This window comes from Kaistella carnis, assembly GCF_003860585.1.
In the GTDB taxonomy this organism is placed as follows: Bacteria; Bacteroidota; Bacteroidia; order Flavobacteriales; family Weeksellaceae; genus Kaistella; species Kaistella carnis.
Genome location: NZ_CP034159.1, coordinates 1637482 through 1650823, shown reverse-complemented (window position 1 = coordinate 1650823; position 13342 = coordinate 1637482). Strand labels below are relative to the sequence as shown.

Genomic DNA, 13342 nt, shown 5'->3' with positions numbered 1-13342 from the left:
TGAGAATGAATGAGCTTACATTTTAGTTTTAGAATCCATAACAATTGTTACGGGACCATCGTTGAGGAGGGAAACCTTCATATCAGCGCCGAAAATTCCGCTTTCAATCTTGAGACCTGATTTTGCCATCTCTTCTTTAAAATATTCAAAAAGAGGAATCGCCACATCGGGCTTTGCCGCTTTTATGAAAGAGGGTCGGTTTCCTTTTTTATAATCAGCGATTAACGTAAATTGGCTGATGCAAAGGATTTCACCTTCCACGTCTTTCACAGAAAGATTAAGTTTCCCAATTTCATCCCCAAAAATTCTCAGATTTAAGACTTTCTGAATAAGCCAGTCAGCATCCGACTGCGTGTCTTCTTCATCAATACCAATCAAAAGAAGTAGTCCGTAGCTAATATTTCCGACAATAGTCCCTTCAACTTTTACATTCGCTTCAGAAACTCTTTGAATAACAATCTTCATTTTTTATGATTTAAAGGCATTTAGTAATAGACGGAAAGCACATTGCTGTAATTGTCAAAAGAGTAAGAATAAGTTTTTGGAGGAATTGAACTTGTTTTTAATGGCTCACCGGTGAGAAGGATCCATTCTGCACCATCTTTAGGGCATACAATTTTGATATCGTTCTCAACATTCAGCGTTGTATTTGAATCGGGGCAAATATGAGGTGCATTTCGGTCGTAAACTTTGAAACCGTTGGTGGTTTTTACGATGATCAAACCTCGCGTTCCGGATTGCTGTTCGTTCACATAAATCCAGCCTCCTACGGTTTGTAAATCAAAATAAGCCGGCAGATTTAGATTTATGACAACGTTAATGGGAGTACTCGGAAAGCAGGAAACCGTTTCCGCTCTGTCGGAGCAAGAGCTCGCATTTAATAGGCTGAAAATGAATAATATTGCAATAATGCGGAAGGAAAACTTTCTTTTCATTTAAAATAAATTTATATCTTTGTGAAACGAATCACCATAAAAATCATTGTCCGGCAAATGTCGGATTATTTTTTTATACTAACGCTAAATATATATACTATGGCAACTTATGTCACCCAAGAAGGTCTGGATAAAATGAAGGTTGAACTGGAACAGCTTGAAAAGATCGAAAGACCAAAAATCACACAACAAATCGCGGAAGCGCGTGATAAAGGGGATCTATCTGAAAACGCGGAATATGATGCGGCGAAAGAAGCACAAGGAATGCTGGAGATGAGAATTTCTAAATTAAAAAATATCATCTTCGATTCTAAAATTATTGATGAATCTAATTTGGATATTTCTAAAGTGTCCATGCTTACCACGGTGCGTCTTAAAAATAACGCGACGAAAGCAGAACAAAAGTTTACCCTTGTACCGGATAACGAAAGCGACATCAAAGCAGGTAAAATTTCAATAAATACTCCTATTGCCAAAGGTTTATTAGGTAAAGTAATCGGCGATACAGCTGATATAGAATTGCCAAATGGTAATAAACTTTCTTTCGAAATTTTAGAGATTTCTTTGTGAAAAAGATCTTAATAATCAGTAGTCTACTAAATCCAAAATAGAGGCTGCTGAAAAATTACGAGTTTTTTAACAGAGATTTTTCTTTACATTTTGTAATTTTGTTCCCTCGCAACAGCGCGGGTTTTTAATTAAAATTCATTCATCATGGCTTCTATCTTCACTAAAATTATCGACGGAGCAATACCTGCTTATGTCATCGCAGAAGATGATAAACATTTGGCTTTTTTAGATGCCATGCCTTTGGTTAAGGGGCACTGTCTTGTAATCCCGAAGCAGGAAACTGATTTTATTTTTGATTTGGAACAAGATGAGTTTAAAGAATTGTGGAGTTTTGCACAATCGGTAGCAAAGAAAATGGAGAAAGCTTATCCGGATCGAAGGATTGCCGTTGCGGTAGTTGGTCTGGAGGTTGCCCATGCTCACATTCATCTGATCCCCATTCATAAAATGGAAGATATGAATTTTAAAAATGAAAGGTTAAAATTTTCCGATAGTGAATATCTGGAAATTCAAAAACAAATTATTAATTCTTAAATATCATCATTTGTCAGAGTCAAGCGCTTTGGCAAATGTTTTTTTAAACTAACTATATTATATGGATTCAAACCAATGTTCTTTTTGCGGCAGAAAGCGAGATCAGGTTCAAATGTTAATTTCCGGGAATAACGGTTTTATTTGTGAAGAATGTATCGAGCAGGCGCATGGCATTGTAAAAGAAACTAGTTCCAAGAGTAGTACTTCTGCAGCAACAACCATTGAGGATTTAAAGAAGCCAAAGGAGATCAAAGAATTTCTGGATAATTATGTCATAGGACAGGATCAGGCTAAAAAACAACTTTGTGTTGCGGTTTATAATCATTACAAAAGATTACTGCACGCAAAGGATGAAAATCGGGAGGTAGAAATTGAGAAGTCAAATGTAATCATGATTGGTGAGACGGGTACGGGTAAAACGCTTTTGGCAAAAACAATTGCGAAAGAGCTTAATGTTCCCTTTTGTATCGTTGATGCCACTATTTTGACAGAAGCAGGTTATGTAGGGGAAGATGTGGAGAGTATTCTTTCCAGACTTTTGATGGTAGCTGACTATGATGTTGAAAAAGCAGAAAAAGGAATTGTATTCATTGATGAGATTGATAAAATTGCCCGTAAATCAGATAACCCAAGTATCACCCGAGATGTTTCTGGTGAGGGAGTGCAGCAGGGTCTATTAAAATTATTAGAAGGAAGTATTGTAAATGTTCCACCACAGGGAGGGAGAAAACATCCGGATCAGAAATACATTCAGGTGAATACCCAAAATATTCTTTTTATTGCTGGTGGTGCCTTTGACGGTATAAAGGAAATCATTGAAAGAAGGCTGAATAAACAAGCGATTGGCTTCAGCGCAGAAAAATTAAATAAAATTGAAGAGGATGATTACATCTTGAGTCAGCTTAATGCCATTGATTTGCGTAAATTTGGTTTAATTCCTGAGCTTTTAGGGCGTTTTCCTATCATTACCTATTTGGAGAAATTAACAAAAGAAACCATGATCAGGATTATGACCGAGCCTAAAAACTCTATTGTTAATCAGTTTGTGGAATTATTTAAAATGGATGGAGTGGAGCTTGAATTCACTACGGACGGTTTAGAACGTATTGTCGAAGAGACTATCGAAAAAGGTTTAGGAGCCAGAGGTCTGCGCGGAACAACAGAAAAGGTTTTGGAAGATTATATGTTCAACATCGCAGAACAAAAAGAAGTTATTATTAGTAAAGATCAACTTAATTTCTAATTATTTTTGATTAGGAAGTGTGATTAATTAAAAAAAATAAATATATTTGTGCTTGAATAGATATGTTCAATTTCAGAAACACATAAACACACAATATCGATGAAAAGAAATTTATTAACTGTGGGTCTATTAACTGCTTTCTTTGCAGTTAATGCACAAATGACCACGGATCCAAAAGTTCTTAGCCATATTGATGACAATGCTACTTTTTACGTAGGAAAAGGAGCGTTGGTATACAATGGCGGAGGTTTACAGGTGAAAGACACCGGGATTTTAGAAAACCACGGCAATATTATGATTGTCGCTAATGATCCTGCGAAGGATGTACTTAGAACTCTTAACGGAACAAGTGATAAAGTTGAAGGTTCCACGGTTGGAGGTACTATTGTAAATAAACTCAATGAACCAACTGCTTATGCAACTTGGAACACGAATAGTTCAACAGCAACTCCAGCTTATACCTATGGACAGCTTTATATTCAAGGGATTTCGCAAGATAACATCAAGGGAATTGTAAATCAAGAATTTAGATCCCCAAATCATGGTGGTTATCAGGAGTTCTCTGTTCCTTTTTTCGGAAAAACAGCGTCAACTTTAAGTGCTGAACTTGGCAAAACTTTTAATACTACTAGATGGTTACAAAATGAAATCCTCGTTTGGAACAACGATAAAATTGTTTTTGATAATTTATCTAGTATTTCAGAGGTTTTGGGAACTAATACACGAGCTCCTTTCTCTTATTATATCTTAGGTGGAAAGAATCTAGATGTGGCATCGGTCACTAGAACAGTACGCGGTGTTCCGGTTTCTGACCTTACCAATAATTCAAGAACATTATCGGGAGCAGGTGCAGGTATCGTTTATGGAACTAATGGAACTGCTATCAACCAATATAATGAAAGATATAACACGTATCTTGGTGATAATTTCGCGCGAACAAGAAACAAAATTTGGGATGGAACGGATTATGGAAAAAACATGTATTTTTTCACTAATCCTTATCTTACTAATCTTGATTTACGTAATTTAAACGTGTTAACAGATGTAAATTACATTCCAAACATTAATGGAATTAGACTTGAACCAACGAATGTACAATATCAACCAGGAGTTGGCGGAAGTATAGTAGGATTTAAGTATGTTACAAATTCAAATGGAGTTTGGACTGGTGATACGGATTATCTTCTAGTGAGACCTATGGGTACGTTCGTTATCAAATTGTTAGATAACTCTCAAACTCCTACACTCGATCTTTCGAAGCTTAGACGATTTAATTATTATTCGAGAGATACTTCAACGCCTTATACAGTAACGGCAAATCGTGGTCAAGCCAATGGAACCGTGAAAGAATTAGCAATAATTGGATTGAATAGTAGTGGAGGAGAAGTGGCAAGAATGTATTATGTGGTCTATCCTGAAGGTATTTCGGGTAACTCAGTCAACGTAAAAGGTCAAGCTGCAGCAGGTTCCACAAGCTTGTTGGGATCCTATGAGGAAAATCCAGTTAGTGGAGGTTATGATAATAATTACACCAACTCCTATTGGCTTTATATCAACGAAGCTAATGAAAATGATTTCAAGGGTAAGAATATCAAGATGGTAAAGTATAGCAATGATATTGTTTCTTTCAAAGTTCAGCTAAAAGAAAACGGATCTTTGGTTTCAGATGGTCAACATTTGCTTTCAACAAATGAAGGATTTTATTTTAAAGGACCAGATGGAAATGTTCAATCTTTAAGTCAAAATATGGTTTTACCTTCTGCTGGAAGTTCAAACCAAGATTATGATGTGTACTATGGTCTTCCGTCTGGAGTTTTAGGAAGTGATCAATCTACTGTTCCATCTAGAACTATGATTAGCTATGATCCTTACATCGGTAAGTATGTTGTAATATTCGATCCTAATTGGAAAAAAGCTGATGTTCAAGTGTATGATATGAGTGGAAAATTAGTAATTTCTTCAAAAGGTATTAACACTACATCGAATTATGAAATAGATCTTGTTCAAAATGTCAAAAATGTTTATTTTGTAAAGGTTGTTTCTGAAAAAGGGGTAACGGTTCAAAGCAAAATTATCAAATAAAACTTAAATTATGAAAATCTTCAATAAAGTAATTTTATTCTTATTTTTTGTATCCTATTCGGCAATGTTTGCAGAAAATCCGCCACCTTTACCTGCGCCACCAGGTGATGGTGGTGATACTGGAACACCCGGTGCGCCCGCCTCTCCAATCGATATGTATCTTTACTTATTGGTAATTGTCGCGGTGGGATTTATGGTTTATTATCATCATAAAACACGCAAAAGCATAGTATAAAAAATTTTTAATAATACAAAACTCATCGAAACTCGGTGAGTTTTTTTATATTTACATTATGAAAAAAATAGCCCTTTTTGCAACGGTATTGTTAGTCAATTCCTATCATGCACAGTTTAAGATTAAAATCGATGCTCCTGCGTCTTTCACCCCTAAAGAAGTTTATCTGTACACCCTGAACGGCTCCAAGGATGTTTTAAACAGCAAAGAAATGAAGAAAGGCAATTCATGGCAGTTTGATGTAGCCAAGCCTTATACTGGAATGTTGAAGCTGTATTTTCCGGAAGTGAATGCCTCAATTAATTTTATCTCAGAAAACAAAGATGTTCAGTTAAAATTTGATACAGATAAAAATAAGATCGTAAACATTGATTATCTTGATGAGGCCAATTTTACAATGAATCAGATTCAGGATATTCAGCAGAAGAAAGAGGTCATTTTACCCGCACTTTATCAAATTAAAGAATATTATAAAGGAACCGCTGGATTTGGCGGCGCTCTGGATACCGAAATTTCGCGGCTTTCAAAACCGATTGGGGATATTAGCAAATTCCCTTTTATTAAATTCTACAATTCCAATTATAGTAAATTTCTCGAAAAGAGTGCCGACAAACCTGCGATTACTCACACAGAAATCATCGATTTTTTAAATAAATCGACGGACATGCTGGAGACCTCATCACTTCTAAGACCTGTTTTGGTATCTTATCTTAATGTTGGTCCAAGTACGAGTTTGTCAGCTGATGTGGATAAGTTATTGGCAGCTGTGAATGTAGAAACTCCCCGCGGACAAACAATACTTTCTGAATTGATTGAAATTTTTGATACGTACGGAATGCAGGAATTAAAAGATAAATATCTGGCAGAAGCCAAAAGCTTGAAATGCACGATTAATGACCGCTTGTCTAAAACGATTGCGACCAACTTGAATACCGAAATTGGTGCTGTTTTTCCAAATTATGTATTTAATAAAGCCACAAATACCACGGCAAAATCAATTTATGACGTAAAAGCAGATAAAAAAATTATTATTTTCTGGGCTTCAACCTGTTCACATTGTGAAACCGATTTGCCGAAAATCATAGAGAAATACAGTTCCATTAAAGCAATGAAAGGAGAGGTTATTGCTTTCTCTTTAGACAGTGACAAAGCTGCTTATGACAACAAAGTCAAGATGTTACCGTGGATCAATGATACTGAATTGAAAGGGTGGTACAGTTCATTTTCAGAAACATATAACGTGCGTGCTACTCCCACATACTTTGTTTTAGACAGCAACAATAAAATTATTGCAAAGCCTGATCATGCAGCAGATGTAATTTCTTACTTAAAATTAAATTAATCTTTTGCTACCTCACAAAATATTTTTATATTTGCACCACTTTAGCGGCGAGGTAGCTCAGTTGGTTAGAGCGCAGGATTCATAACCCTGAGGTCACGGGTTCAATTCCCGTCTTCGCTACAAAAAACCCGACATCATGTTGGGTTTTTTTATGCTTAAATTTTAAGGTTTTCCTCATGTTCTATAAAATATTCGATGTTCATTCACTTTTTGGGGAATTGAAAAAGTCTTAACATTTGATTATGAGCCTATTCCATACTGAGAATTTTTTTCTAAGGAAAATTCACACAGTAAAAATTTAATAAATAATATTAATTTAATGTCAAATATTAAAAAAATTGTAAAGGTTAGCAGGTTTTATAGATAAAGTCGTAAATCTGTGGGGAGACCTATAATTTTAACAAATATTTAGAATAAAAAGTTTGCTATCTAAAAATTTAAGCTTACTTTTACAACGCTTTAATAATGGCATTCGTCATTGCTGAAGCAATAAATTTTTTTTCATCATTTGTGTTTTTAGAATCGTATCGTAAGATTCGATTCTTTTTTTATTTTAAATGAGGTGTTGATTCGTATCTCAACAGCAAATCAATAAAGTAGGAATACGTGATGCTTCCTTCCTGTTGATTGCTTTTCAAAAAAAGATCGTTGGTGTACCCAAAGAACACTTCCAGCAGACCTTCGTGTTTTTTCACAAAATCTTTTTCGGCCTTTCGGTCTCTCTGCATTCCGGCAGAAAAGTTTAATAAAACATCTTTTACAAAATCGGCGTCGGTTTCTGATAAACTGCTCAGCAGGGATTTTAAGACAAAATACTGCGTGCTGTATTTAAGATCTGCATTTTTGGAATCTTTACCTACCAAATAGCCAATAAAGTTTGCTTCCTGCTCCCGTGCATAACCGAGCTGATGTGCACTTTCATGAGATAAGGTAAAGGGAATGTAGGTAGCCGGCAGATCTGCGTTGTATTGCGCTTCTGCAGTGAATGGATTGTAATAACCCAAAATACCGGTGTAACTCATTATTCCTTTAAAAAGGCTTGGCTTCATGCAGTTAATTTCCGGACTTCTTTTAGCATTGAGGAAACTGGGTAGTTTATTTTGTTTTTGTAAGATCTCTTTCTTTATTGCATCGAGATTATTAATGTCGAAAACTCCGTTCACGTCTTCCCTCACTAAAAGTCTGCTTTCTTTGCAGCTGTTGAGATATTTTAACGTTAGAGTTTTCATTTGAGATATTTCAATTTCTTTTTCAGGAAGTTGATCCCTCAAAGGCTTCTGAAAATAGAGCATTCCCCAAAATACCTGATAGGTTAAATATAATATGTTTAATAACATTAAACTTTTAATCCATTGCCGATTTCTTTCCTTCTTTTTTATCGATTGAATGACCAGGTAAATTAGAAAACTAATCACTAAAATATAAAATACATCTCCCACAGAGAAAGGAAACGAGGCAAATAATTGTTGATGCCACTTCTTTTGAAGTTCAAAAAACATTTCAAAAAATGCAATAGCAAAATCGATTCTAGAAGCCACGTAGAATAAAAGAAATTGGGCAAGTAATATACCCGCCCAAAATCTTTTTTTTCTGTAAATCGGATATCTTTTAATTTCCGCCTTCATTTTTAATTTGATCTAAACTAATTCCCTGATTTTTCAAGATTTTGGTCACAGTAACTGCATAAAATGCAAGATATGCGAAACAGATCACACCCACGATGTAACTGATATGAATATTGGTGTAATCAGCAAGCATCCCTTGAAGCCAGGAAACGATACCGCCTCCCATAATCATCATAATTAAAAAACCGGAACCTTGATTGGTATGTTTTCCTAAACCATTAATGGCGAGTGCAAAGATACATGGCCAAAGCGTAGAACAGAATAACCCTACACTGGTAAAGGCGTAAACGGAGAGCATTCCTGTGGTCATCATTCCGATAACTAAAGCTAAAATTCCCATGACGGAGAAGATAAGTAACATTCTGGCCGGATTTCCTTTACTTGCAATATCACAGGCGATCATTACCAAAATTACAAGTCCATAGATGTAGAAGTGCGATAAATCGTGTTGTGCAATTGCATTTACCAGAAGAAAAACGCCGAATGCCAAATAAGGAGCTATAAATCTTAAGATTTTTTTTGCACCTGCCGTGATATCGAATGCTTCTACGGCGCCTGTCCATCGACCGATCATTAGTGACGCCCAATATAATGAAACATACGGAGCGATATCTTTGGTTGAAAAACCGAGAGAATTTTCCATATAAGCCGGCAAATTACTTGCGGTAGATACTTCAACACCAACGTAAACAAAAATAGCAATCATTCCTAAAACCAACTGCGGATATTTCAGCGCAGAATCGCGGTGTTCTCCTGTTACAAAATCTTGTGTATCTTCTGCAATTGTTGGGGTAATTTGTGGCAGTGAGGAGAATTTTAATAAAATAGCAACTAATATAAAAGCGCCTCCTAAAACCATATAAGGGATTTTCACAGATTCTATACTGGCTTCCGTGTTTGACGCAGTTGCAGAACCAAAGATGGCAAACGCGACGATCAACGGACCAATGGTAGTTCCCAGATTATTAATTCCGCCCGCCATGGTGAGTCGTTGAGATCCTGTTTCGGTAGGCCCAACTTCAATAGCCAATGGATTTGCTACAATTTGCTGTAATGAAAAACCCAGACCTAAAATAAAAAGACCGGAAATCATTAAAGGAAATGATCCCATATTAGCCGCCGGATAAAATAAAAGAGTTCCAGAAGCCGATATTAAAAGTCCTACTATAAGTCCGTTCTTATACCCAATTCTATTGACAACATCCTGTTTTATCGCTTTCGAAATAAACATATAAATTAAAGAACCAACCGTGTAGGCAACATAAAATGCAACCGAAACCAGCTGACTCTGTCCTTGGGTTAAATTAAAGGCTTTTTTAAATACGGGGATCAAAATATCGTTACTTGCTGCAACGAAACCCCAAAAGAAAAAAACAGTAACCAATGGTACGAACTGTCCCCAATTGGTTTGCTTAGAATAATTTGTTGACATAGTTAATTTATTATAGAAACAAATATAACTATTTAATTTGCTCACACCGGATTTTGCAAAACATTTTTAATTTTTTCGCGCGCCTCCATTTTCAGGATATCGACCTTGCAGTCGGGCTCCATGATATCGATGAAATAAACTTTTACTTTCCCAGGATAACCTTTCGAGGCATCAAAAGGAAACATCTCTTTTAAACCAACAAATGTGTAGATAACGAGCGGTGAATGGTGTTTACAAGCCAAAGTAAAAGCACCATCTTTAAAATCGTCTAAAATAACGGACGTATCATCAGGCACGCCTCCTTCCGGAAAGATAACGATACTCTGGCCTTCTTCCATTCTTTCTGCACATCTGCGGTAAACATCAGCCCGACTCTTTGCCGAACTGCGGTCCACCATGACGCAGATCCTTTTATAAATAATGCCGAAAATAGGGATTTTAACCAATTCCTTTTTACCGACATAACACAGCGGGTGATGCGGCATTAAGATACAAGGCAACATCACATCCATTATAGAAGTATGATTTGAAATGAACACGTATTGCTGTGATTTATCGATCTTTTTTTCGGTGAGTTTTTTAAGCTCATAGCGAAAGCCCATGCCATAAAACATTCCAAAACACCAAAAGCGTATAAATTGATAGGCGATCGGATAATGATTTTTTCTGATTGAAAATAAAAGAACCGGTATTCCAAAAACAATGGTTAAAACAGCTCCCAATAGAATCATCCAACCGCGCCAGATATAATTTAAAACTTTTTTCATTTGATTTTTTACTTTTTAAAGATCACGAATAATATCCTGAAGAAATTATCCATTAAAAATAATTTTTTTCTTAACGGAATAGTTAAGAATTGACACCACCAGAATCGCGGCAATTTTACTTAGCATTTCTTGACTGAAAACAAAGAAGCCCACATCAAAATGTTCTTTAAATACAAATCTGAAAAATATTTGGAAAAAGCTTAAACTCAAAATTGTAGAGAAAAAGGAGACGACCATAAAGTAAACAAACTCTCGACGCTTAGAGTGTTTGCCACGCTCAAAAACAAACCAAATACTCAGAAAGTAATTGGTGATTATTCCACAACTTGTTGATAATATGTTGCTTAGTGGGAAATGAATCCCGTGAAAGTTGTTTTCCTGCGACAAAATGGTCGGCAAATAAACGCTGAGCATTTTAAAAGATCCAATTTCGACTACGGCGCTTAGTGCACCGGCGATTACGAATAATAAGATCTGTTTTTGTTTAAATATAAATTCCTTCATCTCTATACATGCAAATTTAAAATTATATGTTAAACAATCAGAAAAACTTGTTAAAATATTTTTTTGTGTGAATTAATTGTCTAAATTTAATTTTTGAAACAGAGCAAGTAAGAGATATTATTTTTCATACTTTAGAAGATATTGTAGTGAAATTTCATCTTAAAAACCGGAACAGATTTATATTATCCGTTAAAAAACTAATAACACAATAAAAATGAGTATTAATCGACCTTACAGAAAATTCAAACCTCAGCAGGATAAAATTGAAAAGTTAGAGAAAAGCAGTCCCCGGTTCAAACGGGTGTACTCAGAATATGAATTGATGAGCAATGAATTATGGGATTTAGAAAATACAGATACTTCCACAATTCCGGATGACTTTTTAGAAGCTATTAAATTACAGACAGAATATTTGGAGGAGGAAATTGATGACTGGTTGTTGGGTGCTCCACAAGTCGATTAACTATGCTTACAAAAAACTCATATTCAATATGTTTTTTTTTTGTGCCCTTTGAGGAGTGTTTTTGACCCGTTCTTCCCCAATCATTGCGTGAGAAACTTTATCTTTGCAGAAATTGTCGAAGAATAGTTATGAACATCAATCTTGCCCAAAATAAAAATCTAAAACTCTTTAAACTTATTTCAGAAGTTGCTGAGAAAAATAATCAAACGGTTTTTATTGTTGGAGGTTACGTTCGGGATTTATTGATGAAGAGAAAAGCGCCAACCGATATTGATTTTGTAACGGAAGGCAATGGAATCGATTTGGCAAAAGCCGTTTCAAAAGAAATTAATCCGACACTGAAAGTTTCTGTTTTCAAAAATTATGGAACAGCGATGTTCAAATTTGATGGTTTAGATTTAGAATTTGTGGGAGCCAGAAAAGAAAGTTATGCTGAAGATTCCCGAAAACCGTCCGTAGAAATTGGAACATTAGAAGACGACCAAAAACGTCGGGATTTTACCATCAATGCTTTAGCGATTTCTTTAAATAAAGAAAATTTCGGCGATTTAATCGATCCCTTTGATGGAATTCACGATATCAAAAAAAGAATTCTCCGCACGCCATTAGAACCGAGCCAGACGTATTCCGATGATCCTCTGCGAATGATGCGGGCGATTCGTTTTGCGTCAACTTTAAATTTTAAGATTGAAGAAAATTCCCTGAAAGCCATCAAGAAAGAAGTAGAGCGAATCAAAATCGTTTCTATGGAAAGAATTATGGTGGAATTCAATAAAATTATGCTTTCCGAAAAACCTTCTGTCGGTTTAAAATTAATGGAACAAACGGGAATTTTACATTTAGTTATTCCGGAATTGACGGCTTTGAAAGGAATTGAAGAAGTAGAAGGACAAACCCATAAAGACAATTTTTGGCATACTTTAGAAGTAGTTGATAATATTTGTGAAAACACCGATAATCTCTGGCTTCGTTGGGCAGCCTTACTCCACGATATAGGAAAAGCACCAACCAAAAAATTTGTAGAAGGAACAGGCTGGACTTTCCACGGACATGAATTCTTAGGTTCGAAAATGGTAAAAAATCTTTTTTATCGTTTAAAGCTTCCCCTCGGAACCGATATGAAATATGTTCAGAAATTGGTAAAATTGTCTTCAAGACCAATTGCCTTAATTGATGATGGGACTTCTGATTCCGCACTGCGAAGACTTTTGTTCGATGCGGGCGAAGATTTGGAAGATTTATTTATTTTAAACAAGGCAGATATTACCACCAAGAATTCTTCAAAACAAGCGAAGTTCAAAAAGAATTTTGAATATGTGGCTTTGAAAATTAAGGAAGTAGAAGAAAAGGATCAGGTTCGCAATTTTCAGCCGCCGATTTCTGGAGAAGAAATCATGGAACTCTTTAATTTAAAACCCGGACGGGAAATCGGGATTTTAAAGGAGAAAGTAAAAGAAGCCATTCTGGAAGGTGAAATTGGAAATGACAAAGACCAAGCCCGGGAATTTGTCATTAAAGAAGCAAAATTACTCGGACTGGAAATTGCAGACTCAGTATAATTGTGTGTACCTACCTTATAGAAACAAAAAAAACGCCTTTTTCAAAGCGTT

General features: G+C 35.6%; 14 protein-coding genes and 1 tRNA gene. 9 read left to right on the top strand and 6 right to left on the bottom strand.

What is annotated here, in order from left to right; genetic code table 11:
* Positions 1 to 15 precede the first annotated feature (15 nt).
* Together dtd and EIB73_RS07555 are read right to left on the bottom strand one after the other, a co-directional pair.
* Complete coding sequence (dtd, locus tag EIB73_RS07560) at positions 16 to 465, bottom strand: D-aminoacyl-tRNA deacylase (RefSeq protein ID WP_125024085.1); 450 nt, start codon at positions 463 to 465, stop codon at positions 16 to 18.
* Between the two features lie 20 nt (positions 466 to 485).
* Positions 486 to 935 carry a hypothetical protein gene (locus EIB73_RS07555; RefSeq protein ID WP_125024083.1) on the bottom strand — a complete coding sequence of 150 codons (450 nt, stop codon included), beginning with the start codon at positions 933 to 935 and terminating at the stop codon, positions 486 to 488.
* 99 nt (positions 936 to 1034) lie between these two features.
* On the opposite strand from EIB73_RS07555, the gene greA reads away from it, so the two are divergent.
* From greA to EIB73_RS07520, 7 genes are all read left to right on the top strand, one after another.
* Entirely contained in the window at positions 1035 to 1505 is a 471-nt protein-coding gene (gene greA, locus EIB73_RS07550; protein WP_125024082.1) for a transcription elongation factor GreA, read from the top strand.
* A 144-nt stretch (positions 1506 to 1649) separates the two neighbouring features.
* The gene (locus tag EIB73_RS07545) at positions 1650 to 2039 is read left to right on the top strand and encodes an HIT family protein (protein WP_125024080.1); all 390 of its coding nucleotides are present in this window, start codon (positions 1650 to 1652) and stop codon (positions 2037 to 2039) included.
* Positions 2040 to 2100: 61 nt separating this feature from the next.
* Complete coding sequence (clpX, locus tag EIB73_RS07540; RefSeq protein ID WP_125024078.1) at positions 2101 to 3282, top strand: ATP-dependent Clp protease ATP-binding subunit ClpX; 1182 nt, start codon at positions 2101 to 2103, stop codon at positions 3280 to 3282.
* Between the two features lie 99 nt (positions 3283 to 3381).
* Positions 3382 to 5364 (top strand): T9SS type A sorting domain-containing protein, encoded by a 1983-nt coding sequence (locus EIB73_RS07535; protein WP_125024076.1) that lies wholly within the window; start codon positions 3382 to 3384, stop codon positions 5362 to 5364.
* 10 nt (positions 5365 to 5374) lie between these two features.
* Entirely contained in the window at positions 5375 to 5599 is a 225-nt protein-coding gene (locus EIB73_RS07530; RefSeq protein ID WP_125024074.1) for a signal peptidase, read from the top strand.
* A gap of 58 nt (positions 5600 to 5657) precedes the next feature.
* The gene (locus EIB73_RS07525; RefSeq protein ID WP_125024072.1) at positions 5658 to 6941 is read left to right on the top strand and encodes a peroxiredoxin family protein; all 1284 of its coding nucleotides are present in this window, start codon (positions 5658 to 5660) and stop codon (positions 6939 to 6941) included.
* 46 nt (positions 6942 to 6987) lie between these two features.
* Positions 6988 to 7061 (top strand) — tRNA-Met (locus tag EIB73_RS07520).
* 428 nt (positions 7062 to 7489) lie between these two features.
* On the opposite strand, the gene EIB73_RS07515 is transcribed toward EIB73_RS07520, so the two are convergent.
* Genes EIB73_RS07515 through EIB73_RS07500 form a run of 4 tightly spaced genes read right to left on the bottom strand, consistent with a single transcriptional unit; the run spans position 7490 to position 11269 of the window.
* On the bottom strand, positions 7490 to 8566 hold the full coding sequence (locus EIB73_RS07515) for a DUF3810 domain-containing protein (RefSeq protein ID WP_125024071.1): 1077 nt from the start codon (positions 8564 to 8566) through the stop codon (positions 7490 to 7492).
* Complete coding sequence (locus EIB73_RS07510) at positions 8550 to 9998, bottom strand: MFS transporter (RefSeq protein ID WP_125024070.1); 1449 nt, start codon at positions 9996 to 9998, stop codon at positions 8550 to 8552. Before EIB73_RS07510 ends, EIB73_RS07515 begins: the two co-directional genes overlap by 17 nt.
* Before the next feature lie 41 nt (positions 9999 to 10039).
* Positions 10040 to 10765: a lysophospholipid acyltransferase family protein gene (locus EIB73_RS07505; protein WP_125024067.1), complete on the bottom strand. Its 726-nt coding sequence runs from the start codon at positions 10763 to 10765 to the stop codon at positions 10040 to 10042.
* A gap of 45 nt (positions 10766 to 10810) precedes the next feature.
* Positions 10811 to 11269 carry a GtrA family protein gene (locus tag EIB73_RS07500; protein ID WP_125024065.1) on the bottom strand — a complete coding sequence of 153 codons (459 nt, stop codon included), beginning with the start codon at positions 11267 to 11269 and terminating at the stop codon, positions 10811 to 10813.
* A gap of 214 nt (positions 11270 to 11483) precedes the next feature.
* On the opposite strand from EIB73_RS07500, the gene EIB73_RS07495 reads away from it, so the two are divergent.
* Both EIB73_RS07495 and EIB73_RS07490 read left to right on the top strand, forming a co-directional pair.
* Entirely contained in the window at positions 11484 to 11732 is a 249-nt protein-coding gene (locus tag EIB73_RS07495; protein ID WP_125024063.1) for a hypothetical protein, read from the top strand.
* Positions 11733 to 11860: 128 nt separating this feature from the next.
* On the top strand, positions 11861 to 13291 hold the full coding sequence (locus tag EIB73_RS07490; RefSeq protein ID WP_125024061.1) for a CCA tRNA nucleotidyltransferase: 1431 nt from the start codon (positions 11861 to 11863) through the stop codon (positions 13289 to 13291).
* The last annotated feature ends 51 nt before the right edge of the window (positions 13292 to 13342 follow it).